Source organism: Corynebacterium imitans, from assembly GCF_000739455.1.
Taxonomy (GTDB): Bacteria; Actinomycetota; Actinomycetes; order Mycobacteriales; family Mycobacteriaceae; genus Corynebacterium; species Corynebacterium imitans.
Genome location: NZ_CP009211.1, coordinates 2,431,622 through 2,458,607, shown reverse-complemented (window position 1 = coordinate 2,458,607; position 26,986 = coordinate 2,431,622). Strand labels below are relative to the sequence as shown.

At 58.9% G+C, this 26,986-nt stretch carries 24 protein-coding genes and 1 CRISPR repeat array; of the genes, 6 read left to right on the top strand and 18 right to left on the bottom strand.

Annotated elements, in window-relative coordinates; translation table 11 throughout:
* Positions 1–25: 25 nt before the first annotated feature.
* Both CIMIT_RS11460 and CIMIT_RS11455 read right to left on the bottom strand, forming a co-directional pair.
* Positions 26–1,417, bottom strand: a complete 1,392-nt coding sequence (locus CIMIT_RS11460) for an aromatic ring-hydroxylating oxygenase subunit alpha (RefSeq protein ID WP_051904981.1) — start codon at positions 1,415–1,417, stop codon at positions 26–28.
* A 114-nt stretch (positions 1,418–1,531) separates the two neighbouring features.
* Entirely contained in the window at positions 1,532–2,764 is a 1,233-nt protein-coding gene (locus CIMIT_RS11455; protein ID WP_038593214.1) for a TetR/AcrR family transcriptional regulator, read from the bottom strand.
* 169 nt (positions 2,765–2,933) lie between these two features.
* Between CIMIT_RS11455 and CIMIT_RS11450 the strand changes: the two genes are divergently transcribed.
* Both CIMIT_RS11450 and CIMIT_RS11445 read left to right on the top strand, forming a co-directional pair.
* Positions 2,934–4,073, top strand: a complete 1,140-nt coding sequence (locus CIMIT_RS11450; RefSeq protein WP_038593211.1) for an MFS transporter — start codon at positions 2,934–2,936, stop codon at positions 4,071–4,073.
* Between the two features lie 80 nt (positions 4,074–4,153).
* Positions 4,154–5,140, top strand: coding sequence for a GIY-YIG nuclease family protein (locus CIMIT_RS11445; RefSeq protein ID WP_144311861.1), 987 nt, complete (start codon positions 4,154–4,156; stop codon positions 5,138–5,140).
* 76 nt (positions 5,141–5,216) lie between these two features.
* On the opposite strand, the gene CIMIT_RS11440 is transcribed toward CIMIT_RS11445, so the two are convergent.
* On the bottom strand, positions 5,217–5,534 hold the full coding sequence (locus CIMIT_RS11440; protein ID WP_038593207.1) for a hypothetical protein: 318 nt from the start codon (positions 5,532–5,534) through the stop codon (positions 5,217–5,219).
* 210 nt (positions 5,535–5,744) lie between these two features.
* On the opposite strand from CIMIT_RS11440, the gene CIMIT_RS13025 reads away from it, so the two are divergent.
* A complete protein-coding gene (locus CIMIT_RS13025) occupies positions 5,745–6,914 on the top strand; it encodes a Fic family protein (protein ID WP_038593204.1) in 1,170 nt (389 codons plus the stop codon).
* A gap of 188 nt (positions 6,915–7,102) precedes the next feature.
* On the opposite strand, the gene CIMIT_RS11430 is transcribed toward CIMIT_RS13025, so the two are convergent.
* Entirely contained in the window at positions 7,103–7,321 is a 219-nt protein-coding gene (locus tag CIMIT_RS11430; RefSeq protein WP_038593201.1) for a DUF262 domain-containing protein, read from the bottom strand.
* 173 nt (positions 7,322–7,494) lie between these two features.
* Positions 7,495–8,241, bottom strand: a complete 747-nt coding sequence (locus CIMIT_RS12490; protein WP_231910306.1) for a hypothetical protein — start codon at positions 8,239–8,241, stop codon at positions 7,495–7,497.
* Positions 8,242–8,521: 280 nt separating this feature from the next.
* Here CIMIT_RS12490 and CIMIT_RS12485 point away from each other — a divergent pair, with 280 nt between their 5' ends.
* Both CIMIT_RS12485 and CIMIT_RS11425 read left to right on the top strand, forming a co-directional pair.
* Positions 8,522–9,034, top strand: a complete 513-nt coding sequence (locus CIMIT_RS12485; protein ID WP_084674370.1) for a Fic family protein — start codon at positions 8,522–8,524, stop codon at positions 9,032–9,034.
* A 471-nt stretch (positions 9,035–9,505) separates the two neighbouring features.
* A complete protein-coding gene (locus tag CIMIT_RS11425) occupies positions 9,506–9,697 on the top strand; it encodes a hypothetical protein (RefSeq protein ID WP_144311860.1) in 192 nt (63 codons plus the stop codon).
* Between the two features lie 292 nt (positions 9,698–9,989).
* Here the strand turns inward: CIMIT_RS11425 and CIMIT_RS11420 are convergent, their stop codons facing one another.
* The 6 genes from CIMIT_RS11420 to CIMIT_RS11400 form a co-directional block, all read right to left on the bottom strand.
* Positions 9,990–10,451, bottom strand: a complete 462-nt coding sequence (locus tag CIMIT_RS11420; RefSeq protein WP_038593197.1) for a hypothetical protein — start codon at positions 10,449–10,451, stop codon at positions 9,990–9,992.
* A gap of 437 nt (positions 10,452–10,888) precedes the next feature.
* A complete protein-coding gene (locus CIMIT_RS12670) occupies positions 10,889–11,011 on the bottom strand; it encodes a Wadjet anti-phage system protein JetD domain-containing protein (RefSeq protein WP_144311867.1) in 123 nt (40 codons plus the stop codon).
* A 91-nt stretch (positions 11,012–11,102) separates the two neighbouring features.
* On the bottom strand, positions 11,103–11,777 hold the full coding sequence (locus CIMIT_RS11415; RefSeq protein ID WP_038593195.1) for a DUF4352 domain-containing protein: 675 nt from the start codon (positions 11,775–11,777) through the stop codon (positions 11,103–11,105).
* Positions 11,778–11,851: 74 nt separating this feature from the next.
* Positions 11,852–13,873 (bottom strand): TRAP transporter permease, encoded by a 2,022-nt coding sequence (locus CIMIT_RS11410; protein WP_084674369.1) that lies wholly within the window; start codon positions 13,871–13,873, stop codon positions 11,852–11,854.
* Between the two features lie 31 nt (positions 13,874–13,904).
* Positions 13,905–14,384 (bottom strand): DUF1850 domain-containing protein, encoded by a 480-nt coding sequence (locus CIMIT_RS12225; RefSeq protein WP_051904979.1) that lies wholly within the window; start codon positions 14,382–14,384, stop codon positions 13,905–13,907.
* 4 nt (positions 14,385–14,388) lie between these two features.
* Positions 14,389–15,387, bottom strand: coding sequence for a TAXI family TRAP transporter solute-binding subunit (locus CIMIT_RS11400; RefSeq protein WP_038593193.1), 999 nt, complete (start codon positions 15,385–15,387; stop codon positions 14,389–14,391).
* 367 nt (positions 15,388–15,754) lie between these two features.
* On the opposite strand from CIMIT_RS11400, the gene CIMIT_RS11395 reads away from it, so the two are divergent.
* Entirely contained in the window at positions 15,755–16,174 is a 420-nt protein-coding gene (locus CIMIT_RS11395) for a cupin domain-containing protein (protein ID WP_144311859.1), read from the top strand.
* Positions 16,175–16,188: 14 nt separating this feature from the next.
* Here CIMIT_RS11395 and CIMIT_RS11390 read toward each other — a convergent pair whose 3' ends face one another.
* From CIMIT_RS11390 to csb2, 7 genes are all read right to left on the bottom strand, one after another.
* Positions 16,189–16,620 carry a DUF488 domain-containing protein gene (locus tag CIMIT_RS11390; protein WP_038593190.1) on the bottom strand — a complete coding sequence of 144 codons (432 nt, stop codon included), beginning with the start codon at positions 16,618–16,620 and terminating at the stop codon, positions 16,189–16,191.
* 7 nt (positions 16,621–16,627) lie between these two features.
* Complete coding sequence (locus CIMIT_RS11385; RefSeq protein WP_051904978.1) at positions 16,628–17,416, bottom strand: nitroreductase family protein; 789 nt, start codon at positions 17,414–17,416, stop codon at positions 16,628–16,630.
* Between the two features lie 248 nt (positions 17,417–17,664).
* A CRISPR array of direct repeats spans positions 17,665–19,649; the repeat unit is 36 nt; unit sequence CCCTCAATGAAAGGCCGTCCCGTAAAGGACGGCGAC.
* Positions 19,650–19,842: 193 nt separating this feature from the next.
* Positions 19,843–20,145: a CRISPR-associated endonuclease Cas2 gene (gene cas2, locus CIMIT_RS11380; protein WP_038593187.1), complete on the bottom strand. Its 303-nt coding sequence runs from the start codon at positions 20,143–20,145 to the stop codon at positions 19,843–19,845.
* The gene (locus tag CIMIT_RS11375; RefSeq protein WP_038593184.1) at positions 20,142–21,743 is read right to left on the bottom strand and encodes a CRISPR-associated endonuclease Cas4/Cas1; all 1,602 of its coding nucleotides are present in this window, start codon (positions 21,741–21,743) and stop codon (positions 20,142–20,144) included. Before CIMIT_RS11375 ends, cas2 begins: the two co-directional genes overlap by 4 nt.
* Positions 21,740–22,771, bottom strand: a complete 1,032-nt coding sequence (locus tag CIMIT_RS11370) for a hypothetical protein (RefSeq protein WP_038593181.1) — start codon at positions 22,769–22,771, stop codon at positions 21,740–21,742. The genes CIMIT_RS11375 and CIMIT_RS11370 overlap by 4 nt, the downstream gene beginning before the upstream one ends.
* On the bottom strand, positions 22,768–25,455 hold the full coding sequence (gene cas3g, locus CIMIT_RS12480) for a type I-G CRISPR-associated helicase/endonuclease Cas3g (protein WP_038593178.1): 2,688 nt from the start codon (positions 25,453–25,455) through the stop codon (positions 22,768–22,770). Before cas3g ends, CIMIT_RS11370 begins: the two co-directional genes overlap by 4 nt.
* Entirely contained in the window at positions 25,452–26,981 is a 1,530-nt protein-coding gene (gene csb2 / locus CIMIT_RS11360) for a type I-G CRISPR-associated protein Csb2 (protein ID WP_038593175.1), read from the bottom strand. Before csb2 ends, cas3g begins: the two co-directional genes overlap by 4 nt.
* Positions 26,982–26,986 lie beyond the last annotated feature (5 nt).

Genomic DNA, 26,986 nt, shown 5'->3' with positions numbered 1-26,986 from the left:
TAAAATCTTGGGTCGAGTAAGTCCGCTAGTCGACGTTGCCTTCGTACGCGCCGTCGGATGCAGCGGCCGCCTTGGCCGCTTCCGGATCCATGACCGCGGTGAAGTCTCGCTGATCCACCTCCGGCACGCCGCCGCGCTCTTGTTTGAGCTGCTCCCAGGACTTGTCTTCCATCAGGTCGCGGTAGAAGCCGTACATGTTCAGCGCCGCGTTGTCGGAATAGACGTGCGCGGTGGATGCGCCCGGGTAGCCGTCATCGTCGTAGGAGACAGGCACGCGGCGCATGTTGTAGGTAAAACCGGTCTCGCGCGACTTCGCACCCCGGAGAATGTGCTGCATCTCCTCCCAGTTCTCGGCGTCGTCCTGCTCGAACATGCCGCCGGGGGAGAAGGTACGCATGACGTCGACGCGGATGGCTTCCTTCACCTCTTCTGGTGCGTCCTTCGGTACGAAGGCCCAGGACCAGATCTCCATCTCGTTCGGCCCACGCGGGTGGGTGACGCGGAAGGTGTAGTTGCCCAGGAGCATGAAGTTGGGGAAAACGTTCATGTGGCCGCGGACCTCGCGGAACTCGCCAAGGCGCTCGACGATGGAATCACGGATCGTGTTCTCCCACTCGATCAGCGCCGGGCCCGTGTTGGGGATCTCCGCGTCGCGCTTGCCGAAGAAGGCACCGCCGTGGCCGTAGGGGCTGAGGAACTGACGGCCCTCGGGGATCTTCTTGCGGCCGGTCTTGCGGTCGAAAGTATCGGAGCCGGAGCTGAGCGCTTCCACTGCGGAGACGTGTGAGATCTCCGAGTGCTGCATATCCGAGGTCGGCTGCTCAACGTTGAACTTCCAGTTCGCCGGGAGCACCCACTTGTGCACGGCGATGGCCTCCATGCCGCCCTCGTAGCGATCCATGTAGCCGTCCAGGTAGTACTTGGCATTGCCGAGGTACTCCTCGAGCGGCGGAATGGTCTCGTCCCAGGAGCCGAAGATGAAGCCCTTGTAGTTCTCAATGCGGGGCACCTTGATCGCAGACAGCTTCGACTTGTCGATGCCATCCGGGTAAGCGTTGGCCTCCTGCGGGATGGAGACCAGGTTGCCCTCGAGGTCGTACGCCCACCCGTGGAAGGAGCACATGAAGGACTTGGCCTGGCCGCGGTCAGCGCGGCAGATGCGCATGCCGCGGTGGCGGCACTGATTCAGGAACGCTTTGACCTCGCCCGACTTCTGGCGGACAACGATGACGGGGTCCTCGCCAATGTACGTCTGGATGTAGGAGCCCCGCTTCGGCAGCATCGACTCGTGTGCGAGAAACACCCACGTGCGCTGCCAGACAGTCTCCAGCTCCTGGCGGTAGATGTCTTCATCGGCGAAGATTTTGCCGGAAACATATCCGCCAACAGGATCAATGAGCTCAGCGATCCCACTCATAGCCACTCTCCTTCGTGATCTAGGTCATCTTTCGGGAGGGACTTTAGACCGCGAAGTATTTGGCTGGAACCAACGTTCCAGTGGACGGAACACAGTTGGTGTAATCGGGGGTGGCTAGGAGGCCGCGTAATGAGCTCGCAATTGCTGAATTGCCCCGACAGTCATGGCTTCGCTTAGACGTAAAGCGTTATCCTGCAGCGCGACGCCCGCCACCATGCCGATGCGCAGCCGGTTGAACAGCCACGCCACGTGGATTGGGTTGACCTCGTTGGAGAGGTCGGCCGTTTTCAGCCAGCTCGCCAGCCGCTGCTCGCTGCTCCGTGAACCCGCAATCAGCGCGTGACCCGCAGGAGTCGTCGGCTTCCGACGTTGAGCTGCGATCAGCAAGCCGCCGGCAGCCACAAGCGGGGATGCGTGCAACCGCCCGTTCATTGCTACGAGCTCGTGCGCGAGCGCTTCGGCCACGCCTACCTCGCGTGCGTCCGGCAAGCTGTCGAGTTCGCCCTTCATCTCCAGGTAGGGGCCCACAAACGCGTCCTTGATCAGCGCGTCCTTGTCCTCGTACTTCCAGTAAATCGAGCTGCGCGCAACCCCGGCAGCTGCGCAAATCTGGGCGAAGGTGGCCCCCTCGTACCCGCGCTGCGCCACCAAGGATCGCACATGTCCCAGCAGGTCCGAGGGCGTGTCTTCCTCGCGTGCTGCCGGGCCTGCTGCCTCGGGTGCTGAAACGAACGGCGAGGCCGCAGCAGCGAGCATCGCCTGCGCCATCAGCTCCAACCGCGCCTCGGTGTCTTCGTCCTTGAGGTACACATCACCAATGAAGTGGCCGTCCAAAAACCACTGGGTCAGCGCGCTCATTCGCATCGCTGCCTGCTCGATGTCCAAGCCGCTCTCGCTTCTCGACGCCACCAGCGCCCTCTCCCACCACAAACGGAACGCGCGCAGCGCATCGGCACGCCGACGTCGAAAAGGCTCCTGCACGGGGAGCGCCTGCGCGGAACCCTCCAGGGCGAGCAGTAATCCAGTACGTACAGCGCGGCCGCGCTGCTCGGATTCCAGCACAGAGGCGAGCAGCTGGCGTAGCTGCTCGATTAGCGGAATTTCCGGAGAGAACGAAGACCAATCTTCTGCAATGGTGCGCACCGGGTACTGCGCCTCCAGCGATGTGGAGATCAGTGTGTCCTTGTTCTCGAACATCCAATAGATCGAGCTCGCGCTGGCCCCTGTTTCCTTCTTGATCGCCGCGATGGAGGTGTTGTTGTAGCCGTTGTGTTGCAGGAGGCGGTAGGTGGCGTCAATGATCTCGTCGTACTTCTTCCCGCCTCGCGGGGTCACACTCTGAGCCATTGGTAACGCAGCTTTCCTACACCTAAAGGGCCAAGCGACGCTTTTAGCGGAGCCGTGCCGGAGAAATCCACGTAATTGTACCGAACCGCGTCGTGAAAAGGCAGCTGGGTGGCGTCGGCAAGCGTCGAGCCCCTGAACCGAATTCATTGAACGTTTATGCTTTAGCGTTATGCGAGCACTCGATCGATTTCGAAACTTCCTGATCATGGCTGGTGGGTTCATCGGGCCGTTTCAGGGGCAGTCGATCGCGGTGGTGCTGCCGGAGTTTGCGGCGGACTTTGGGATTACGCTGCGGCAAGCGTCGCTGACAATGACTGCGTTTTTAATGTCTTTCGCCACGGCCATGCTGTTTTCCACCTACCTGGTGCGCAACCTAGAGCCGGCGAGGGTGGTGCGCTGCGCATTTGGTGTGATCGCGCTCGCGGCCGTTGTGCTTGCGCTGACCCCGAAGTGGTGGATGTTCGTCGTGGCGTTCATAGCCGCCGCGCTTGCCAACGCCTTTACGTCCCCCTTGCTCCAACTGATCCTCAAGTCGATGACTCCAGAGGAAGAGTTAGGCAAAGCGCTTGGTACGTACCAGGCGATGCAGTCCTGCGGCCTATTTTCCGCGCCCCTGGTTGCCGGGTTGAGTGTGCAATTTGCCAGCTGGCGGGTCATGTACGTGCTGTTGTTCTTCCTTGCGCTCACCATCGTTGTGACGGGACTGCCCTCGACGCCGCCGGCAGGCGCTGGCGCACCACGCGAAGGTCGCCTGCTCAGCTGGCCTGTGGTGCGTGCGTCGCTGACGCTTCTGACTATCGGTACCTGCGTCATCGGGTTTGGGTTCCTGCTCGCGCTCTATGTCGGTGATCGCTTCGACGCCGACCCGGCCCTGCGCGGTGTGGTCGTGATGGCCGGCGGGTTCACCTCTTTCATCTTCGCTCGATGGGTCGGCTCGCTTGCAGATCGGCTGGGTGCGCGGGTGGTCATCGCTGGCGGGCTGGTGGTCGCTGCCGTGGCGTTCATCGGAATTGGCGTTATGCCGTCGCTGATCCTGGTTGCCGTGCTGTGGGGCGTGGCCGTACTCGCCGCGCAGGGCACGCAGATTTCCATCAACGTGCTCACTTTGCGCTCGCCGGGCGGGGCTCAGATCCTGTCCACCATCCAGGCGTTCCGCTTCTACGGCAACGCGCTGACTCCGCTCGTGTTTCTGCCGATCTACGGCGCGGCTGGGGCGTGGGTGTTTGCTGTGGCGGCAGCGGTGCTGCTGGCGATGAGCGTGGTGACGGCGGCGGGGGCTGGGGGTGTGAGACGTGGTGTGGATGCGTAGCTGGCCTGAAAGCGCGAAAGACCTCGGTTCTTTCTGTCAGCATGATTTGCTCTGCTCTCACGCAGATTAGGCTCTATTACATGGGCATCGAGTTTGAGCAGGCGACGTTTCGAGGAACGGCTTACCAGGTCGATGACCTCGACTCGGTTTCTGTGCTCTTCCACGGGAAAGACAAGCGAGGCATATACCGTTTAAGCTTTGCTAACGGGGAAGCCTACGTCGAACAGGCAGAGAACGTGGTCCGTCGCTTCGCCAGCCACCGGCGACGCTGGGATGACATCGTTGGCCTTGAATTCTTCCCCATCCCTGAGCCAGAGCCACTGCTTGCAGCGGAAAGAATCCTCATCTCAGAAACGGAGCGCACATGTTCCCTCCGTAACGTGGTGGACACCAAGCGTCCGCACGGCGAAAAAGACTACGTCATCGAAGTCAGCGAGGGCAGCAGTGTGTCGCTTCCCTGGGATCGCGCGGAACGGAAAACTCTTGCCGATGACTCGCTACCGAAGTTCTTTCAGCTGGCGCGTCGTCCGGACTACTTCTTTACTCGAGAGATTGCTGGCTGGTTTATCCACCAGACCATTCCGGATCCATTAGCTACGCAGGGCAGTCTCTGGACAGTGTCATGCTTGCCGTCGACAAATAAGCGACGTGATTATTTCCGCACGTTCTGCATCAGTGCGGGGAATATCGAAGTGATGGTCGGGGACATTCATAGCGGCGAGCTGCCCCTGGTGTGGATCAATACCGAGCGAAACGAAGAATACGCGAAGTACCAGCGGAGCCACAACGGGTGGTGGGAAGTCGGTGATGGGGAGTATCCGATCGCGCAAACGACGCGGTGGATCTTCAATGCCTTTTACCTCTATGACGTCATCATGGGGCAAGAAGAGTTTCCCGCTCTTGAAGTGATGCTGGAAGGGGCGTATGCCCTCAACGTGCGGATGATGCGCCGCGGAGGCACGATGTACCAACGTTTTCACAACGCGGAGCTGGGAGCAGACCTACTAGGCGCGGCCGCGAAGTGGGGAAACCCGGAGTGGCTTGGAGCGGACGAGGCAGAAGAGTAATTGACCGCCTATGCCACCTCGACAGTGTCAGCCAGTACCGGGAGCTAACCGCAGAAGCTGAGTGCTCGAGCGAAAGCTACTTATAAGCCTCGGCGAACCGGCCGTTGGGGTTGTACGGGCTATTCCAACCGATTGACCACAGCATGAAACCGAGGAAAATGACAAAGGCGATCCCGCCGCCAATCTTGCTGCTCAAGTCGGTGCTCTCGCCCTTTGCAAGCGGAGTCACCGCTGGTGCCTGCTTCGCCGCTGCCGTGAAGTTTGTGGCTGCGGAGCTCCCCGTCGTTTGCGTGAGTGCGGTGGATGGGGCCGCTGCAGTAGCGGAAGGCACCGCAGCGATAGATGAGAGTGTAACTGCGGCAGCAGTCGCGATACCGACGAACTTCTTTTTCACGGGAGCGATCCTTTCTTGTAGGCGGAGTCCACGTTAGTTCACGGAAACCGCGAATGGATGTGCTTTTGACTGGCAAGCAGTGAGAATACTTCACCTCGGGCCGAAAGAACTAGCGAGATAAGCTTTAGCATTTTTAAACACGTTAAAACTTCTGGCCTTAACATTTAACGTCTGTGTTATTTGCAAAACTTCTCGTGCTAACTTTGCTTCATGGTGTGGCCGAGAGTCTCGTTTGAGACATTGCCGTGGCGCGCCGCGGTGGAGAACTTGTCGCGGCGCGCTCAATTGCGCACGCCAAGCCACTACGAGAGCGCCGTCGTGCCGCGTATCGCAGGCGAGGAAGTTCAGCTTCGAGCCGCAACACTTGCAGCCGTGGATAGGGCGACTATCGCAGTGACGCGCTTTGACGCCACACACGCCACCGATCTTTTTCCGTTCATTCCGCTCTTGCTACGTGGGGAATCGGTGGCATCGAGCCGGATTGAGCAGCTGACTTCCTCGTCCAGGAAAATCTTTGAGGCGGAACTATCCGGCACCGGGTCTGCGAATGCCAAGTTGATCGTGGCGAACGTCCGGCAGATGCAGCGGGCGATTGAAGTGGATACAGCGACGACTCAAACGTTGTTGGCAATGCACAGCGTGCTTCTGCAGGACTCTGCGCCGGAGATCGCGGGGCAGTTGCGCGAACAAGCAGTGTGGATCGGTGGGCCGGATGATCACCACCCGGGCGGGGCACTCTTCGTGCCACCGCACCACGAACACGTGCCAGCACTTCTAGCCGACCTGGAAGCGTTCATGACCCGCCGTGATGTCCCGGCGTTGGTGCAGGCAGCGATCGCGCACGCCCAACTGGAAACCATTCACCCCTTTGCAGACGGTAACGGGCGGACGGGGCGTGCGTTGGTCCACGTGTTGCTAAAGTTGCGAGGGCTTAGCGTGAACGGGCCGGTACCCATCTCGGCGGGGCTGTTGTCCAGGGTTGATGACTACTTCGCCGCCTTAGACGCATACAGGCAAGGCGATATTGACCAGATCGTGGCACTGTTCGCAGCAAGTGCGCTCGAGGCCGTGGACCACGGGGCGTGGATTGCCGACGAGCTGGATTCGGTGCTGGGGGAGTGGCAGCAACAGCTGACTGCCCGCTCGGATGCCTTGGCGTGGAAGGTTTTGCCGCTGCTCTTGCAACGTCCCGTTGTGACAACGCGCGTCGTGGTCGATGAGCTGGGAACGTCCCTGGTATCCGCAGGAAACGCTCTGGACACGCTCGAACGGGCTGGCATTGTAGTCGGGGCGCAGCTGGATAAGCGGACGCGTTCCTGGCGTGCACCCGACGTGCTCGAGGTGCTGGACGTGTTCGCCGAGCGGAGGCGGCGGGCGTAGCCAAATGGAGCTAGCTCTATTTGCGCGTATCCGTATCTCGTCAGGGGGTCGGAGACCCTTCAAAAACGTCTACTTCACATAGAGTTTGGTCCGCGATTGAAGAGACGTGCTTAGCCAAAGGGAACGATTGCGTTCGCGTTTCTTTGCGCGCCCAACGCGAGCATCAAAATGCTGACGGTGGTGAGGCGCTACTGGCCGTCGATAACTAACCGCTCAAACGACGTCCCGCCGCCCACAATCGCACCAAAGAAGTGAGCCTCCCGCCCCTCACGAATAATCTCCTCCAAGTCATCGAAGAGCTGCGCGCAATGCTTCCGCTGCCAGTCGTAATTGCGCTGATATACGGGAATGATGAGCTCGCGGTGCTGGCCGTCAAACACTTGGATGATCGGGCGTGCGCCCTGCATGGAAACCACCTTGGTCGTTGTAGGTGCGGTCGGCCTCAGTGTAGTTGGGGAAATTCAGCGCGATCATCGCTTACGGTGGGTCGTGTTGACTCAATGTTGAAATCCACGTATCTTTGAGGCATCAAGCCGCAAGGCAAATAGGCTCTGGCCCCCGAGAAATCGAGGGCCATCTTTTATTCTCTTGGTATCGGCGACGTGGCCAATACGTTTGGTATCCATTTCTGGTTCTTAAACCAATCCCCTAACTCAGGATTGATTGCGCGGAGCAATTCGATGCAGTCTCGGTGCGCATTCTGAATTCTGTTTTGGTCTTTGACTAGCGGGCGTCGATGGGTAGCTCGGTTTCGTAAATCTTTGACTGCTAGCGCCTGGCCTTGGAAACGCCTGCGATTAGTGAAGTTTTGGCCATATGGCGAGAGATTCGGCTCAAGCGCTTCATTCCAGAGAACAACGCGAGCATTACGTTCGCCCGCATGTGGCTTGGGGAGAAGATGCACCCACTGACCGAATGTCAGCCCCGCTACGTAATCATCATGCGTGGGCGTTTCGATGCCCGGTTGAATTTCAGCCATGCTTGCAAGCGCAATGCCATTCTTGTTTGTGGTTATTTCGGCCAGTTTGCCCATCGGGTACAAGAGCCATTCTGGTGACCCGCAACGTGATGGGCTCGTATTCCATTGGGAGAATCCGTGATCCATGAAATTGCGTAGTTGGATTTCGACTTCACAAGCAGAGCGGTCTACAGCAGCAGCCACATCTCCATTCCAAATGTAAAGGCGAGCAGCCAAGATGAGAACCTCTGTCTCAGTGTCAGCGTACTGTGCGGCTAAATGCAGATAAGTTGTCTTTCTGGGCTCCGGGAGCGCCTCTAAGATCAGCGCCGCTTCTTTGGCAGACACCTCGTTTGTAGAAAAGTGCATCAGTCCCCCATGACCCCGATTGAGAAGGCGTGCCAGTGCCCCCAACACGTCCCGTTTCTTTAATAGTTTTCATTTAACTTACAACACAGACCAGTGGATACGCTCGATTGCTCATCTGAACGTTCATCCGGGGGCCGAGCTGTTCTCATTTATCGACGTCCCCTCCGCCCCCCCCGCAATTCTGTTCACAAAATCCCGATTCCGCGCGTGAAGCCTATATCTTCCTCAACAGGCCTCGCTGACCACGAACGCAAAGTTGATCGTGGCGAATGTTCGCCAGATGCAGCGCGCGATTGAGGTCGATTCAGCCACGACTAGGATGCTATTGGCAATGCACAGCGTGCTTCTGCAGGACTCCGCACCGGAGATCGCGGGGAAGTTGCGCGAGCAAGCAGTGTGGATCGGTGGCCCGGATGATCACCATCCGGGTGGTGCACTTTTTGTGCCGCTACACCAAGAGCATGTTCCAGCACTGTTGGAGGATTTGGAAGCCTTCGTGGCTCGCCGCGATGTCCCAGCGTTGGCGCAGGCGGCTATCGCGCACGCCCAGCTTGAAACGATCCGCCCCTTTGCAGACGGCAACGGGCGCACGGGGCGTGCGCTGGTACACGTGTTGCTGAAGTCGCGAGGGCTTAGCGCGAACGTGTCATGTCTAAGGGCTTTTTGGACAAGGAGTCCAACGACTTTTTGGACGGGATGTCTAAGGGCATTTTGGACATTCCCAGTAGCGGAAAGGCTGAATGGTTTTCGCTATAGAAAAACGCCGCGAGCTGGTTGCCCTCGAGTCCCCTAATGTCGACAAAGCCATCACTCCGATGGCGTCGTTCAGAAGCGCGGATGAAAGTCCAAGGCCAACTACGCGGGAGCAGCGGTGCGTGTATAGCCGCCGACGGCAGACCACCCTAAGACTCAAGGAGCACGTGCTTTAAGCCCTGGTCGCCGCCGACAGCCCCGAGATGATCTACACAGCCCCTGGCGGCGAGAGCTCTTCAGTGCGCAGCCTCCGGCAGCGGTACGCCACGGGCCGCACGGCCGGTGAGCCAACCTCACCTTGCCGAGGCAACGAAGCACGATCAAGCACGGCGAAGCACCCCGTAACTGTCCTGCTTGTGACCGCAGCACAGACCACGAGAATGATCCGCTAGAAAGTGTCCAAGAACTCCATGGATTCCGTGTCCAATAAGTCATTAGACTCCGTGTCCAAAAACTCTATAGACATAACAGGCTTAGCGCGAACGGGCCGGTGCCGATCTCTGCGGGGTTGTTGTCCAGAGTCGATGACTGCTTCGCCGCCCTAGATGCGTACAGGCAAGGCGATATTGACCAGATTGTGGCGCTGTTCGCAGCAAGTGCGCTCGAGGCCGTTGAACATGGGGCGTGGATTGCGCATGAGTTGGACTCGGTGCTGGGGGAGTGGCGACAGCAGCTGCCTGCCCGCTCTGACGCCTTGGCGTGAAAGGTCTTGCCCCTGCTGCTGCAACGTCCGGTGCTCACGACACGCATCGTGGTCGACGAGCTGAGACCGTCGCTAGTCTCAGCGGGAAATGCGTTGGAAACTCTCGAACGGGCTGGAATTGTTGTTGGAGCGCAGCTGGATAACGGACGCGTTCGTGGCGAGCCCCTGACGTGCTTGAGCTGCTGGACGAGTTCGAAGGCCAGGGATGGTCTTCAAATAGGTAATGCGGTCTCGTCCAACAACCAGTAGCTGTCAACTGGAGCCACACAGGCTGAGGAAGCCAAACTGTTGGCTAGAAACTATATTTTGACCTCTGCATAACAGAGACAACGTAGTAGTAGTTATCGTCGAAGCGGGTCTGAACCCCGGCGTCTAACCCACTGAAGTCCGGAGCTTGAATGTTGTCCCAAACCTCCGTGTCTTTGTACTCGACATAAGGAATACCGATCCGAGTCACGACCACATACGAAGGTACGCCGTCGATAGTGCGATCAAAACTTGTAGTAGCGAAGTACTGAGCACCTTCAATGGTTTCATCGAACTCTAGGGTGGAAATCTCGTTGGCCAGGCCGATTGCGACATTATCCAACGCGATCCTGGTGTGCGCTCCTCCGCGCAATAAATAGCGCTCAAAGCTAATTTCGAGCAGATCAGCATTGATCTTTAGAAGACGTTGGTCCAGGTTGTAGAGGCTCTGCCACGAGTATTGTTTGCCTGGCCCGAACTTACTCTCGGTACCTTCTTCTTGCGGCAATTCCGTGGGGACGTCGGGCTCTGTTGAATCGGTTGATTCAGCCTCGGATGGCGAGGTAGATTCAGTTGGATTGGCTGACGGCTTAGTTGTCGAGGGGGATGCTTGCGGCGTCGTCGGCTTCGGCTTTGCAGCGGGGGCAGTGGGAGTACTCTCGTTGTCCTTTCGCGATTGTGGATCAGAGCTGCCTCCGTCGCCAGTAGCGACTACAAGGCCAGCAACGGTGCCAAGTATCGCAATTACCCCGATGAGTGCGCCGACAACTTGTTCAAACGGGACTTTTTCCGAGGCCCGGAATTTTCAGGGAGTGCACAAGGTTCCTTTCAGTCAGTATCCATTCAATATGCAGTTAAATGCTCACGTTTGCACATTAACACGACACCTGACCGTCTGTCCCGCGATTTCTGCCGTGAAAAGGAAAGCATCGGAGCCAGCAAAACCTACACACGCCGCAGCAGCTCGACGGCGTCGTCGAAGACGATGCGTTCCTGCTCGATGCGCAGGCACTCGCTGGAAGAGTGGCTGCGCAGGTAGTCCAGGGCGTCAACTTCTGACGCGCTCAGCCGCGCCGGGGCAAAGCGGCTGGCGGTCGGTGCAAAGTTGTGAACCTAGCAGCAGCACCGGACACGCCTTGCACGCTTTCGAACCGACAGCCTATTCTGCGCTGCTCAAGCCCGATTTCCATGCTGCGAGCGGGTACTTTGCGTTGAACGGCGTGTAGTTGACGGTGTATGTTCCCTCGGCAATCGGAGCCTGATAGCACTGCACCCCGCTGGTGGTTTGCCCAGGGAGAACGGACCTGTCCCAGCGCGGAAATGCGGAAGGCTGCGTGTACTCCATCTTTTGCCCAGTTGGGGTGATAAGCGAGAAGTCGCTAGCCGAGAGCCATGTTTCGTGGTCCATGCCGTTGAGGAAGGATACATCGTGACATACGAGATCCTTGCCCTCGAAGCTTTTGCCCAGATTGCGCAAGGGGCCGACGTAGACACGCTGCCCAACCACGTTGGCGGTTTCCCCGGTTTCCAGCGGGACGAGCTCGAAACTCTCCTTCGCCGGCGCTTCCCGATCCTGCAGCCGAGCCCCTTCCGGCTCAACGCTTTCGCCTGTGGCCCCGAACGTCGCCGGGGCCTCGCCCGCTTCCCTCGCTGCCGAAATCTTCTCGTCGACCATCCCGTGCGAAGGGAAGACCGCCGTCCCCTCCACCGGGGCCTCTTCGCTTCCCGACGCCCCGTCGTCCTCATCAGGAAGCAGAAGAAATATCCCACCAAACACAACGAGGGTGCCCACTACGATCATCAGGGACTGTTTCAGTGGCAGGTCACCATCCATGGGCAGGCCTTTCGTCGGGGACTGGGTGGCCCCAGTGTTGCAGAAAACCGTGTGGGCTGCATCACTCTTTAAGCCTAGATGTTCTTCACGGAAAGGAGTCCTTCCTTCTTTGCCAGCACAGACTGGATCACGATGCAGACCAATGCAACGGCGATACCGATCAAGTCAGTGCTCAGGTCGGGTGCCATCATGGTCAAAGCCGCACCCGCGAACAGCACGCGGAGTACGGGGTTCACGCGCACCATCAGGTGGCCCTCCACTGCCACAGAGAGCAAGAGGACACCGACGACGCCCGTGACCGTCACTTGCAACGCTTCCACGAGACTGACGTCCTGCATCAGCATCGCCGGGTTGAAAACGAAGATGAACGGAATGATGTAGCCGGCCAGCGCGAGGCGCATGGATTGGAAGCCGGTCTTGACGGGATCGGCACCGGAGAGCCCCGCCGCCGCGAAGGAAGCCAGGGCCACCGGTGGGGTGATGTTGGCAAAAAGGCCGAAGTAGAAGACGAAGAGGTGCGCCACCAGCGGTTCCACGCCGAGCTGGCCCAGCGCGGGTGCAGCCATGGTGGCCGTGATGATGTAGGTCGGAATGGACGGCAGGCCCATGCCCAGGATGATGCAGGCGATCATCGTAAGGAACAGCGAGAGCAGCAGGTTGCCCGCGCCGATAGTGACAATCGCGTTGGCCAACGTCACACCGAAGCCGGTCAAGGTCACCACGCCCACGATGACACCGACGGCGGCACAGGCAATGGAGACGGACACGGCGGTCTTCGCGCCGTCGGCAAGCGCTTCGACGATCTCCATAACGCCCATGCGGGTTGCGGGGCGCAGCTCCGCGACAACTACGGTGACGATGATGGTCAGCAGCGCGGAGAAGATGATGGTGCGGCCGGTGAAGAAGAGCATGTAGATCAAAAACAGCAGCGGCAGCATGAGGTGGCCGCGTTCTTTCATGACTTCCTTGACCGCAGGCAGGTTTTCCTTTGAGATGCCGCGTAGCCCTTCTTTCGTCGCGCGCAGGTGCACCTGTGCAATCACGCCGAGGTAGTACAGCAAGGCAGGCACGAGCGCGGCGATGGCGATATCGCGGTAGGGCATGCCGAGGGTCTCAGCCATGATGAACGCAGCGGCGCCCATCACGGGAGGCAGGATCTGGCCGCCAACAGAAGCGGAGGATTCGACGGCGCCGGCGAAGACCGGCTTGTAACCCACACGCTTCATCATCGGGATGGTGAAAGCACCGGTGGTCACCACGTTGGCCACGGCCGCGCCATTGATGGAACCCAGGAAACCAGAGGCCACCACGGCCACCTTGGCCGGGCCGCCACGGGACTGGCCGGCGAGTGCAAGCGCAATGTCGTTGAAGAACTGGCCCATTCCGGATTTCTGCAGCACCGCGCCGAAGAGCACGAAGAGGAAGATGTAGGACGCGGCAACACCGACGGCGGTACTGAAGATACCTTCAGTAGTCAGGTACAAGAAGCTGGTCAGGTTTTCCCAGGTGTAACCGCGGTGGCGCAGCATGCCTGGCATCTCGCGTCCGAAGAGCGCGTACGCCATAAACAGGATGCCCAAGATGGGCAGAGCCCAGCCCGTGATGCGTCTGGCCGCCTCGAGCACCAGCACGATCAGCAGGATGCCAAAGACGAGGTCCATCTGGGTTGGCACGCCGGCACGGCGCACTAGATCCTCAAAGTTGAGGAAGATATACACTGCCGGTGCGATCGCCGCGAGTGCGAGCACGATGTCGTAGATTGGCACCTTTGTCCGGCTGGCTCCCTTGTATGCGGGATACAAGGTAAACGCCAGCACCAGGATCATCGCAACGTGCACCGCACGGTGCACCAGCACCGGCGGCGTACCGAAGTAGGCCGTATACATGTGGTACAGCGAAACGACAACGGCAAATGCTGTGATGACCCAAGCCGTCCGCGGAGACGCGAATTCGCGCAGGCGAGATTCGCGGTCGTACTTTTCCAGCAATTCTTGCGCGTCGCGCTCGCTCGTTTCGTCGCTCAGCTGCGTTGAGTTGCTGCCGGATCCGGTCGTGTCGAGATCAACTTTGCGGGAGACCGAATTAGTGCTGTCCATGGGTACTGCCTTCTCTCAGTTTCGGTGGGTACTACCGCACGTAGACGGTGGCGAAGGTGTGATGTGGGATTTCATCGTCGAGAACCAGCGGTGGCTCTCCGTTCAGAAACGTGATGGTCAGGGTGTGTGACGTTTCGTGGGAGTGGACCCACTGCAGCCGGGGAATCTCGCGATCGATGCTGCTGGTGTGCACCATGCCGTCCTCGTTGCGGGTGAGCCCCTCGAGATCGGTTGGGGCGCCCGCGCCGAAAGACTTGAGGTACACGTCGGTAAGCACAAGGTGCTTGTCTTCGACGCGGTAGTGCTCTTCCCACGGCGTTTTTTCAATCGAGTGAATCCAGGCCAGGGAAATGGAGTCCACCTCGTCTGCATCAACGTGGAAGAACTCGGCACCGGACTCCGCGTCCTCCACCACCAGCTCCGGGGTGTTGCCGCAGCTTGTAAGGCCAAGCGTCAGCAGGAGGGTGAGGGCGAGGGCGCAGAGCCGGTGCACGTGGGCGTCGACAAGCACTGCCTTAGAGCGCGCCTACCTCTTCGAAGTAGCGGCGCGCGCCGGGGTGCAGCTCGGTGGCCAGGCCATCCTCGACGGAATCGAGCGTGATCTGCTTTGCGGCGTTGTGCGCCCCCTGGATCTGGTCCAAGTTTTCAAAGAGCGCCTTGGTGATCTCGTAGACCTGGTCATCATCCAGGCTCGGGGAGACCAAAAGCTGGTTGGTGATCGAAGCGGTCGGCACATCCTCTGCCTCGTCGTAGGTGCCGCCCGGGATCGCATCGCTTTCGAAGAAGGGGTATTTTTCCTGCAGCTTCTCCATGCCTTCGCCCTCGATCGGCACGATGACCACATCGTCGGTGGTCACCAGGTCCATCACAGAGCTATTCGGCAGACCAGAAGTCACGAAAGCCGCGTCCGTCTGACCGTTCTTGATCTGGTCGATCGAGTCGGCGTAGGAGAGGTAGTCCTGGTCGATATCGTCGTAGCTCATGCCGTGTGCCTCCAGGATCGTCTGGGCGTTGAGCTCCACGCCCGAGTTCTGGTCGCCGACGCCCACGCGCTTGCCGCGCAGATCCTCCACGGATGTAATGCCAGAGCTCTTCGTGGTGACGATCTGCACAAAGTTCGGGTACAGCGCGGTGATTGCCTTGAGATCCTTCAGTGCCTCCTTGCCTTCGAAGGGGCCTGTGCCCTCAATAGCCTGGCGGGTTGCATCGCCCATGGCGAAGGCGACCTCTGCTCGCCCATCAGTCAGCAACTGGATGTTCTCTACCGACGAGCCCGATGCTTGCACGGAAGAATCTGCGCCAAGTGTGTCGCTCAAGACCTGGGACATGGCCGCGCCGATCTGGTAGTAGGGGCCAGAGGTGCCGCCGGTAGCGATGGTGACGAAGTCCACGCTGGACTCGCCGGAACTTGCTGAGTTACTGGAGTCTCCGCCTGCGTCCGAACCAGAATCAGAGCAGCCGGTGAGAAGAAGCGCAGCAGCTGCGACAGCGGCGACGGTAGAACGAATACGCATTGTGCTCTCCAATCAAAATAGGAATGGGATTGAATGTGTCTTGCCCCTAATAAAGCTAGCAATATGGGATGCGTCATGTTGGTGGAATCTTGGAAGTGACCAAAATGTAACCGTTTGCGGTGGGGGAGTGGGCGTATGGCGGCGGTCTGCCGCCTGACCCAAACGGAGCTAGCGCCATTTGCACGCGCACCGGGTAGAAAACCCCAGGTCGCATCAAACCGAAAACGCCAAACGGAGCTAGCTCCATTGAGAACTGGTCCGCCGAAGAGTAGTCCTGCGTATGCCACACGCTGCGGACTGAGCCGATAAAATGGTGCGTAAACGCCCAGACGCCACCACCCCCGAGACCCCACAGATTGGATCAACGATGTCTCAGCCCGAAGATGACCTACCCGTCAACCGCCCCGAAGTGTTTGGTGCTGCCGACTCGGCAGACTCAACCGACCACGCCACCTGCATCCAAACGATCAACGCTGTCGCCCCGCGGCCAGACAACGCGCGGCCTGGGGTCAAGCGCCTGCTGCAGGGTGACGGCGCGAACCTCATCGTCTTCAATTTCTGCCCCGGCCAGACGCTTCCGGACCACAAAGCGGCCCACCCGGTCACCGTGCAGTGCCTCAACGGCGCCCTGGAGTTCGAGTGCGGCGGCGAGCGTTTCCCGCTCAAGCCAGGCGAGGTCGTCCACCTGCGCGCCTACGTGCCGCACGCGGTCTACTGCCCGGATGATGCCCTGTCGGAGGGCAACATTTTGCTGCTCAGCATGCTCACCGGCGAACAGCACAGCTAAGCCCAAACACAACCCTAAAGGTGCACGACCTCCACGTCGTCCCAAACTTCGGCGAGGTACTCGGCGGCAATCAACCGGTGACAGGTGGAGGGATCTGCTTCGGAGCAAAGCAGCACGGCGTCGTTAAAAAGCGACCGATCCAGCGACGAAACCTCCCCAGCGTCGTACTCTTCGCGTAACTGCTTCGAAAACTCATCGAAGCCAATCTCGTCATGCCGGTACGCGCGCATCAGATCCGTCGACGGCGCGAGAGCCAGCTCGTGCGTGTACGGCATGCCCAGAATGACCTGCAGGAAGTAGCGCAGGTCGTCCTTCTTGGTAAACCCGGCGAGCTGATTCGTGTTGGAGCGGCGAATATCCACCACCCGCCGCACGCCGAAATCGCGCAGGATGTCGAAGAACTCCTCCGCGCTCTTGTGCGAAAACCCGAGCGTATAGATCCGCATGATCCTCCTAGATGACGAAGCCCTGCCAGCGAGCAGCCTGCAGCGATTCGTCTTCGAGCTCGCGCTGCGGCGTAAGCTGCTTGACCACCTGGTTGATGTAGCTGTCCACGCGGCTGTTGGCGTTGCGCAGGTCGTAGTAGGTGGTCATTTCCTTGTCGTAGTCGGCGAGCGCCTCGGACCAGCTAGTGCGGTGCTGGTAACCGTTCTCCATCACGCGGAACTCCGGCGCCATACGAGGCTTGAGCTGCGGGTTCTGCCCCGGCCAACCGAGCGTCAGACCGACAACGGGGAACGTGTAGCGCGGCAGCTGCAGCGTCTCAATCACCGCGGCCGTGTCGTTGTGGATGTTGCCCAGGTAGTTCGCACCGAGCCCAAGCCGCTCGGCAGCGTTGACGACGTTCTGGGCCATGAGGCAGGCGTCGGTAAAGCCTTCGACGAACACCTTCGTCTTGCCCGCAGCCGCCGGGTCATAGCCCTGTTCCCGCAGGATGGCGGCGTTCCTTGCCGAGTCCACAATAAACACCAAGTACACCGGTGCCCGCCCCACGTACTCCTGCGCACCAATCTCGGCAAGCCGCTCCCGCAGCTTCGGATCCGTCACCCGAATAAGGCTCGCGTGCTGCATCCCCCGCGAGCTCGCGGTCCGCATCGCCACGCGGTACAGCGTCTCCATCGTCTCGTCGGTCACCGGCTGATCGGTGAACTCGCGGATCGTGCGGTGCGTCAGCTGCGCGCGCAGCTCCGGCGGCGCGTCTATCGAGAGGTCTTCAGGCTTGGGCGCGAGTGCATCAGTCATGCAGCCCACGCTACCGCAGGGGCCATTGCTTATCGACGCCCCGCTGTCCTTTAAGAAACAGCGCCCCGTGAATTGCTACCACCAGGATGACTCATGCCAAGGATCTCAATGAAAGGCCGTCCTGAAACAGACGGCGACGTCGGGCCAAGGAAGAAGAGGCACTTGGTGTGTGGCCTTCAATGAAAGGCCGTCCTGTCCCGTAAAGGACGGCGACAGTACGTCAAGATCGTGCCGGAGACAGCGAAGAACCCTCAACGAAAGGCCGTCCCGTAAAGGACGGCGACGCGCTGGCGTATGGGCACATGTTCTTCGAGCAGGTCCCTCAATGAAAGGCCGTCCCGTAAAGGACGGCGACACCTTGCTTTCGCCCGGCGCGATCGAGGTCGACCACCCACAATGAAAGGCCGTCCCGTAATGGACGGCGACTCTGCCGGCGTTCGGCGGGGGATCGGAGGCGGTGTCCCCTCAATGAAAGGCCGTCCCGTAAAGGACGGCGACGGAACGTGCGCCGCGTGTCTTCCAGGCGTTTTGCGAACCCTCAATGAAAGGCCGCCCCGTAAAGGACGGCGACCATACCCGGAAATCGACCCCCAAGCCGCCGCGCAACACCCTCAATGAAAGGCCGTCCCGTAAAGGACGGCGACCGGTTCGCGCCTTGCTCGTTGGGTCGTCCCCAAAACCCTCAATGAAAGGCCGTCCCGTAAAGGACGGCGACTCGTGGCCGTTGATCGACGCGGTCATGTTGGGGTTCCCTCAATGAAAGGCCGTCCCGTAAAGGACGGCGACAGCTCCGTGATGATCAGTTCTGCAGGCCCGCGTTTTGTCCCTCAATGAAAGGCCGTCCCGTAAAGGACGGCGACCGATCGCGTGCAGAGGATAGGCAGGGATTAGGTGTGGCCCCTCAATGAAAGGCCGTCCCGTAAAGGACGGCGACGTTGGGCACGCTGGAGATTCCTAGCGGGCACGGTCCCTCAATGAAAGGCCGTCCCGTAAAGGACGGCGACCACGACCGAGAACCTAACCATCGACCACATTTACCCGCCCTCAATGAAAGGCCGTCCCGTAAAGGACGGCGACGATGTATCCGTTGAGGCTGTACGGCCCCATGACGACCCCTCAATGAAAGGCCGTCCCGTAAAGGACGGCGACCCCAGTGCGTCGCGCCCTTAAGGTGCACTTTCATGTCCCCTCAATGAAAGGCCGTCCCGTAAAGGACGGCGACCAGTTCGTGCAGAACCCCCGCCCGCGGTGCATGACCCCTCAATGAAAGGCCGTCCCGTAAAGGACGGCGACTTCGCCGCATGGCCCCACCCGGAAGCCGTTGAAGATCCCTCAATGAAAGGCCGTCCCGTAAAGGACGGCGACGCCATGGTGACGTTGCGCTTGATGTCGTCGGCAGAACCCCCTCAATGAAAGGCCGTCCCGTAAAGGACGGCGACGTGCGTCTGACAGACCAGCGGGGCTGGGGTGTGCACCCTCAATGAAAGGCCGTCCCGTAAAGGACGGCGACCCCGGAGGGGGAGTTTTTGGTGGTGAACGCGTTGAGCCCTCAATGAAAGGCCGTCCCGTAAAGGACGGCGACCGTCAATTGAGAAAGCCATGCGGACCAGACCTTTCAACCCTCAATGAAAGGCCGTCCCGTAAAGGACGGCGACGTCGACCTCGGTCTCGGTGCCGTCGGCCATGATCATGAGCCCTCAATGAAAGGCCGTCCCGTAAAGGACGGCGACCGACCCGAACAAGCCGGAAGTCGCGTCCGCGCAGGCCCCTCAATGAAAGGCCGTCCCGTAAAGGACGGCGACTTGGTCGAGTGTCGCGACGGTGTCTAGGTGCGTGACCCCTCAATGAAAGGCCGTCCCGTAAAGGACGGCGACGGGGGATTCCCCCGGCGACCCTTGAACTTGTTCATTACCCTCAATGAAAGGCCGTCCCGTAAAGGACGGCGACCCTTCTCGAACAGGCTGTGTGCCTGGTTGGGTGGCCACCCTCAATGAAAGGCCGTCCCGTAAAGGACGGCGACCTTCCGCTCGTTCCCCGTTGCCGTTGGCAATGTCCTCCCTCAATGAAAGGCCGTCCCGTAAAGGACGGCGACCAAGCTCCGGCTCCCTATCGTGCCCCCATTGGGTCCCTCAATGAAAGGCCGTCCCGTAAAGGACGGCGACTTGACTGGGTGAATTTGCCGGAAACCTCGCTTTTCCCCTCAATGAAAGGCCGTCCCGTAAAGGACGGCGACTGGGGCTGAAAAACAGCACCAGTGAACAGGGGAAATCCAGCGGTTTGCGAGTGCGAAGACGATTCTACAAGACGTTGCGCTTCAAAAGTCATCCACTGTTGAGTTCTCAATGTTGAGCAGGCGATTCACTGCGCGAGCGCAAGCCAAGGGTTTGCGTGACACCGGCGCGCTCGTAGCTTTACCACCAATTCTGCTAGAGAATCAGTGCGTCATTGTCTGTGACCTCCCGCGACTTTCCAAGATACCCAAACTTTGTTTCGCTCAGTTCTGCTACTCGGCCTAGGTCGCAGAAAAGTATGGAATCTTCGCCTGGCTCGATAATCGTGCTCAGGCGGGACTTCACTTGTAGAAGTCTGGCGGGTGAGATATCCACAACAAAGACGCTGTACTGCACCCGGTCTCCGAATTCTGACAGTGCATCAGCGACGCGTGTGCGTCGACGATCATTGATGATGTCGTAACAGATAAGCGTTCGACGTGTATCGTCCCGACTCATCGAACCCTCACGCCTTCGTAGGATGGTTGGGAGCCGGTGATGACGCCGAGCACCATCCTGGCCTGGATTTCTATTACCCGACGCCATGTCGCGTCGTAGCCAAAAAGGGGATGGCGAATGCTTGTCTGCACTCGACGTTCGAAGGCCGCAATCACTTTTCTTCTTGCCTGGTCGCGAAGGCGAGCAGCCCCGTTGACGTGGGTAAAGTCGCTAGCCTTAATCTCGCGCCGATTCACAAGAGAAAGCACTACCGAGTCAGCCAGCGGGGCTCGAAACTCCTCCATGAGATCCAGTGCGAGTGCGGGCTTGTTACGGCCGCTACTATGCAAGAACCCCGCGTGCGGGTCTAAACCACAGCTGAGGATTGCTCGGAGTACTTCGGCCCTGAGCAAGCCGTAGCAGTAATTCAGCAAGATATTGAGCGGATCGCTTGCACCACGACCATGCCGTCCTTTCCACTGCCAACCAAGAGTTTCCATTTGTGCTGGGCGCAACATCGACCCGAATTCATGAAAATACTGTGCAGCGGCATCTCCCTCGATCCCAAACAGCTCTGGTATATCTGCGGCCGTTGCTGCGCGCTCTGCCTCGGCCTGCAGATATCTGATTGCGTCAGGTGCGTCGCCGTTCCTTCGCAGCAGAGTGGCCTGATTCCAAATCTTCGCTTGGACCATTCCACGCGCAATCGGTAGACAACCTCGACTGCTCAGGACATGTTGCTGCACGCGAGCTCCGCCATTGGGGCCGTCGGCGGGCTTTGAGAATCCGTAGACTCGTCCTGTTGAAGAACACCACACGACCGGTACGTTGTCCCAGAGGAGATTACGGTGCAAGGCGCTAGAAAGATCGATGTTGCCATGGACTACAACTCCATGAATCCGGGCGAGTGGAGCATCTGCAAGTCTCTCACCGGACTTTTCTACGACGACCCTTCCTTTGCGAATACTGGCGCGAGACCCCTGCATGGTGAGGTGCAATACCTGACCATCGGGGTCAGCAGCATGGATGCGTCGTCTCGCGTTCCCGCCGTGGTGCTCATCAGGTAGGCAAATAGAAAAATGTGAGCACCGGGAGCACCGTTCGTCGTCGAGAAGCGGAACCGGCGCATGCGTGGAATCAACGATCGCTCGAGTGCGTGCGATCGTATCGGTGGCGACTTGGCTGTCGTCGTCAGTAAGCTCCACCTCGACCCGCCGACGGTGATCGGTGAAATATATCGACTGCTCGATCACATCAAAGCCTGCATCACGCAAACACTCGCGTTGCAGCGCAAGTTGCAGACGATTAGCTGGGGTCACCTGGGCCTTACGCCGAACCGGGGTTGCCTTATGCTCGACTAGTCCCACTTCATTGCCCTCGAATACCTCGACTACGTCAGCTTTTCCAACGATGCCGAGACGCTCCGAGCGCAAGGGATAAGACGTCAAACGGTGTGTGCGTGAGTGAGCTACGGTGTCGACCGCTTCGTGAGCGTTATCCCCGGCCTGCATCTGATACGTCAGCGTTGACTCGCCATTTGCCTCCAGCCAAGCCCTTCTCTCGCAAAACGCAGTATGGAGGACGAGGCTAATCGGCAAGAAATCTTCTTCCCGTGTCACAACAGGCGGACCTTTCCGCTTTCGAAGTAGCGCTCAGGTGCTAAAGAGCTACCTCCGAGATGGACTCGGAACACAGCGGCTGCGGGCGCACCGAACTGCCGAAGCGCAGTAACCGCGCTGTCGTGTAGCAAACTCTCCGGAGTTCGACCGATTTCCTCGGCACCAAAAGCGTTGACCACGGACGCCCACTCCTGAGAGAGCACAATGCTTTCGAACCTCTCGGGGGTCAAAGGAATGGTTGGTACGGGAAGCACGGCTACCTTCGTATGCAGCGCTGTGTCCGGATACGCACACGGAGTGAGCGCCATTTGCTGTGCGCGTGCGCTCACTGGAAATTGTCCGATACCGATGAGCGCTGCAAATGCAAGGGCCAAGTCTGTCCGTGCCGGTGGAGTAAAACCCGAAGGCGTTCTGGAAGCATCGTCACCGAAAGGATCTTTAACGCGCTGGCCTGTCAATCCGGCCAGAATATCCTTGGTATCCCAATCGCTCAGGGCCTCGACATACTTGAAGAGCTTCTGCGAGACGAACTCTTCACCTTGATTGCGGGTCTTCATCTCCCACCGGGAGGCACCGTGATCAGGTCGGGGGTCTTTTCCGTCGAACCTCCAGTAGGCGGCTTCTCCCAGGGAGTGAATTAATTGCAACGCCAAGTGGTCATCATCAACGGACAACTTATCGAGAGCAGAGGTACGTGCTTGCTGATGTTTAGGCCAATCATCTGGGTTCTTGCGGGGAGCAATTTGCTTGAACCTGGGGCTGAACGGGGAAAACTCGCCTGCCGCATATTGGACTCGAATGCTTGTCCACCCCTGGTACCACGACTGGCTCAGGCGCTTAATCTCTATGGCGATTTCCTCAGGAGCAATGTCCTCTGTGTCCAGGACGCCTCGGGGCGTTGGTTCGTTGCTCCAATGAGTGGTGACTACACCGTCACTCAGCGACCGTGCGAGGAGACTCAGCCCAGCAAGGGCGAAATGAGATAAACCGGAATATACATTCCCTGCAACTACGAGACTGTGTTTCATCGTCCTTCTCCTGAAATCTGCGCGTCCGCTGCGCGCTCGAGCGCTTCGCAAGCAGCCAGGGCGTAGGCACCGTATTCCCTTGTGAGCTTGCGTACTTGGCTTTCCCACTGACCCTGTGTGAACAACTTCTGTGCGGTTGCAGATCCAACAAGGAGTTCTTCACCAACTTGGGGGAATAAGTCTCGTCCGCGGCCGTGGCTCGCGCCAACAATGTGTACAACCAGCTCGTCGACGCGCTCGTCTCCTTGGAGACGAAGGTCTTCAGCCATAGCTGCAGAGAGCTGTTCATGCCGCCACCCAACAGGCAAACCACTTCCAGCTTTTGCTCGCTGGATCTCTTGTCGGCTCCGGGTACGGCTCTTGGCCCATGGTTGGTCAAGATCGAGGTTTCCCAGCATCCGCTGAAAGCGGGGATCGCGCTTGCCCTCGTCGTGAAGCAAGCTCGCTGTAACCACCCGGTCTGCAAGAGCTGGATTGACACTCAGGGAATCACAGATAATCCGCGCCCGCTTAGCTACGTCAGTCTGGTGTTGAGTCAGGGAGGGCGGTGGGGTGTTTTTGTCCACACGAGGTGACCATTCCTGCACAGTCTCGGCATCAGTGCGCAGCGTCTGTGAATCGCGGCGGAGAATCCAAGCGGCAAGGTCGCCTCGCGGGTCCTCGATCGACGATGCAGAAACTTCGATACTCATGCCAGCTTCGGCGTCACCAGGAAAGCGGTCGTACCAAAATTCCAGAAACTCAGCTGGGGTCATCGAGCTTGCTGCTCGGAAGAGATCGAGGTCAAGGTCTTCCTCATCGGGCAAGTAAACGGTGACTCCGTCCGCTGGAACTTCATCTGGCAGTTGCTCGTCCTCAGCTGGAATCGTCAGCACGCCCTGGGTAGTGAACGGTAGCTGATCGCTTACGATGAGTGTATCGCCTGGCTTGATCTCATTCGGCTCGTCAAGGAGCTCAATATCGCCTGCGCGATACACCAACAGTAACGTAGCCGCTCGGCGTTCCTCGCTGTCTTGCTGGAGCTTGACGGCGAGTTCTCTGACGGTAGATATCGACCCCGGAAAAACCTCTTCAGCTCGAGGCGGCAAGGCCTCTAGCAGTTCTACGGTTGCTTCCTGCGTTTGCGGGAGCTTTTTGCGCAGAACTACGCCAGCGCTAGGGGCTTCCGTCTCTAGAGAGTCTCGGAGCCAGAAATCAAGCTCGATCGGGTTTGCGCGACGCTCGGCTGATTTCGCGAGGAGTTCTACATCTCGGTACTCCAAACGCTGATAGAGCAGTCGTGAGGGCGTTGTCGGAGGGGCCGGGTTCGAAGCGAGCAGCGCAGGATTTACGTCAGTGCCGTTTTCGAAAGCCGTAAGCCATTGAAAGGCATCGTTGAGATCGTCCCCTTTGTATGGCGCGAATTCTTTATTTGCGGCAGGTGGAGCAACCGGCTCAAGAATTGCTAGCTCAGATGTATCGTATTTTCCGAGGCGGTTGACACGTCCGCTGCGTTGTTGAATTGCAGTAGCTGGAGCTAGTTCTGTGACCATGTATTGGAAATCAACGTCTACTCCAACCTCAAGAGTTTGCGTTGCAACAACGACGTCAACCTGCTTGTTTCCAGTAGGAGTAAGCACGCCCGGGTAGTCTTCTTCGAGTTTTTGGAGGTCAAATGGGCGCAAGCGGCCGACGAGGAGGATATACCGTACTTTCTTCCTCTTGAGCGCGTTGGCTACTTTGAGCGCCGTATCTACGTGGTTCACGATGCAACCAATCGGACCGACGCGATTGTCTTCTTCCAGCCATGCGTGAATCTGCTCAAGTGCACCGTCCACTACGCCACGGTTTGCCTTCCTGCCATTCCACTTGGGGGTTTGGACGTGTTTCAACTGCTTCGTCGCATGGAGCCTGCGTTGCAGGGCGGCGTCTCGGCTTTCGTCGAGCGTATTGGGGTCTACCCCGATCACCGACAAATCTTCAGACTGGTTTGCGGGAGTTGCTGTCGTCTCGACGACTTGGAGCGCAGGGAGACCAGTGTCTGCACCAGCTAACTGAATTTCCCTGATTCGGCGTGCAGTGATTAACAGTTGACGGTTCAAGTGTGCCTCGTCAAGCACAACCACCGAGTCACTCGTGACAAGAGTAGTTTCTCTGGGACGAGCGTACTTCGTCGAACCATACCCCTGGAAGAGTGCGCGTGAACCCCACATGTCTGGTGTTGAGGCAATGACAGCACAGCTCGCAAGGTCACTTACCGGCAGTGACCGTGAGCTGAGCCCGCCGCGTAATACAGACACGGTGCACGGCATGTTACTGCCGACGGGTACCAGGCTACGTAATGCGTCTGCAACCTTGCGTACTACGTCTGGGTGGTTACCGTCATCGGTAGTGCTTTGTGTCAATGCCCGTTGTATCTCGAGGGCACGTTGGTACTGGTTGTCCACGAGGCCGCGACGATTCACCACTGTGTGTAATCTGCGTGGGACGCGCGGAGCTTCCCCTGCCGCAAACAGGGCATTCGCGAAAATGTGGACGTCGACAACTGAAGATTTCCCTGCACCAGTTGGGGCCGCGATTTGGTCTGGCCATCGCCCGGTACGCACAATGTATTCGAGAAGCTCACACTGCCACGAAAATGGAAAGTGTCCGTTGTTCATGGCGGCGAAAAACTCGTCGAAATTACTCAGAGTTAACTTCGTCATGGCTTTTCTCCTGGGATTTCTGACGAATTGAGGTTGATATCCAATGGGCGGAGGAGGCCACCGCCAAGGTGCCTGGATTGACCGAGCATGACCGCGGCCTGAGGGCCTGCGAGATCACCTAAGTCGAGCACCGCGCGGTAAGGCTGCACTGGGACGCTTTCGTGCGAATGATGCGCAAAGTCACGAACGTGTCGAGTCACTGCGTGTGTGTCGAGAGTAGAGACTCCCCTGCGCGCAGCCTGATCGCGGAGATCTATGTAGCGCGTTGGTCCGCTTCCGGTAAGGGTGAAGTCGTTCCGCCACACATAAGCTGCGGAAAGCAAAGCGGAATCGCCCAACGACCATTCGCTGCCATTGCGGCGGATGCGTCGTACCTCAGGCACGATCGGCATCTCCGTTTCCCATAGTCGGTAGGCACCGGGTTCTGGAGCTGGCCAAAAGCGCGTTCCTGAGCGTGTCTCATTGGAAAACCGAATACGGATCTTGCCGAGGCGCCTTGACCAAAGCTCGCGAATATCCACTGCTCGCTGGACTTGGAGAAGCTCCTCCGGTGTTGCATCGGACGGCACGAAGAGTCCAAGAAGAGGGCCATCCTTGTTCAGCAATTGAGCGAGACGTGGGGGCAGGTACTGGATTGCAAGCCGATTTGGAGGCTGTTTGATCCCGTCGTTGTACTTACCAGTGATGAGGGGCGTAGCACCGTAGCCAAGGCGAGCGATGAGCGCTTTGTGCATGCTTAGCGCCAACGCAACGCGATCGCGCTTCTCAACCTCACGATCTAGCTCAAAGAGGTAGACGGTGCCCCATGGCGCGTCCTCGGGGAGGGGCTCAGCAGGCTCGTACCATGACTCCGCAATACCAATCTCGGTAGGGCGTTCACTGTGGGGGACTTGGCTTTTCTTAAAAGCATCGCGTGCCAGCGTCGGTGGCTTCGCTGTGAAGCGCGCTCTGTGGTTAGCGATCAAGGCGGCCGTACGTCCCTCTGCGGCAACCGGCCTGGCGAAAGCCTCCTTGGTGAAGCAGTTCGCAGTTGGGGATAACCATAGGTTGGGCGTAAAGCTCTGCGCACTTAACGCGACAACGCTATGGCTTTCCCCCAAGTAGGGCACGTCCTCAGCGAGCTGAGTAAGCGTAGCGGCGACTCCCTCCGGCACGTCGTGCCACATATAGCCGTAAGGAGATTGCACTGCTACGCCATTTGAGATGGGACGGGCATCTACTTTCTTTCGCATACTTTTCGAATCGAAGGTTCCGACGTCCCGGTACCCAATTCGCTGATTCCCATTATTGAGGAGGCGAGTATCCGGTTGATAGATCCCGTTTGGCGGGTGCTTTTCAAGCCACTGAAGAGCATCGAGCGATGCTTGGGAAGGCTCACCATCCTCTGAGAGGTGGCCCTGGGCTGCAGCGCTCAGGAGGGCTGCGTGTAGCCGCAGAGGGGAAGGGTAAGCCTCGACAGAACCATCACTTCGATGCCCGTAGTAGGTGCCCAACGGGAACGTTGCAGTCAACGCTAATTGGGGCATTTTGG

Coding starts and splice junctions, on each gene's coding strand:
- CIMIT_RS11460 (WP_051904981.1), bottom strand. CDS start 1,417: ATGAGTGGGATCGCTGAGCTCATTGATCCTGTTGGCGGATATGTTTCC.
- CIMIT_RS11455 (WP_038593214.1), bottom strand. CDS start 2,764: ATGGCTCAGAGTGTGACCCCGCGAGGCGGGAAGAAGTACGACGAGATC.
- CIMIT_RS11450 (WP_038593211.1), top strand. CDS start 2,934: ATGCGAGCACTCGATCGATTTCGAAACTTCCTGATCATGGCTGGTGGG.
- CIMIT_RS11445 (WP_144311861.1), top strand. CDS start 4,154: ATGGGCATCGAGTTTGAGCAGGCGACGTTTCGAGGAACGGCTTACCAG.
- CIMIT_RS13025 (WP_038593204.1), top strand. CDS start 5,745: ATGGTGTGGCCGAGAGTCTCGTTTGAGACATTGCCGTGGCGCGCCGCG.
- CIMIT_RS11430 (WP_038593201.1), bottom strand. CDS start 7,321: ATGCAGGGCGCACGCCCGATCATCCAAGTGTTTGACGGCCAGCACCGC.
- CIMIT_RS12490 (WP_231910306.1), bottom strand. CDS start 8,241: ATGCACTTTTCTACAAACGAGGTGTCTGCCAAAGAAGCGGCGCTGATC.
- CIMIT_RS12485 (WP_084674370.1), top strand. CDS start 8,522: ATGCAGCGCGCGATTGAGGTCGATTCAGCCACGACTAGGATGCTATTG.
- CIMIT_RS11415 (WP_038593195.1), bottom strand. CDS start 11,777: ATGGATGGTGACCTGCCACTGAAACAGTCCCTGATGATCGTAGTGGGC.
- CIMIT_RS11410 (WP_084674369.1), bottom strand. CDS start 13,873: ATGGACAGCACTAATTCGGTCTCCCGCAAAGTTGATCTCGACACGACC.
- CIMIT_RS11400 (WP_038593193.1), bottom strand. CDS start 15,387: ATGCGTATTCGTTCTACCGTCGCCGCTGTCGCAGCTGCTGCGCTTCTT.
- CIMIT_RS11395 (WP_144311859.1), top strand. CDS start 15,755: ATGTCTCAGCCCGAAGATGACCTACCCGTCAACCGCCCCGAAGTGTTT.
- CIMIT_RS11390 (WP_038593190.1), bottom strand. CDS start 16,620: ATGCGGATCTATACGCTCGGGTTTTCGCACAAGAGCGCGGAGGAGTTC.
- CIMIT_RS11385 (WP_051904978.1), bottom strand. CDS start 17,416: ATGACTGATGCACTCGCGCCCAAGCCTGAAGACCTCTCGATAGACGCG.
- cas2 (WP_038593187.1), bottom strand. CDS start 20,145: ATGAGTCGGGACGATACACGTCGAACGCTTATCTGTTACGACATCATC.
- CIMIT_RS11370 (WP_038593181.1), bottom strand. CDS start 22,771: ATGAAACACAGTCTCGTAGTTGCAGGGAATGTATATTCCGGTTTATCT.
- cas3g (WP_038593178.1), bottom strand. CDS start 25,455: ATGACGAAGTTAACTCTGAGTAATTTCGACGAGTTTTTCGCCGCCATG.
- csb2 (WP_038593175.1), bottom strand. CDS start 26,981: ATGCCCCAATTAGCGTTGACTGCAACGTTCCCGTTGGGCACCTACTAC.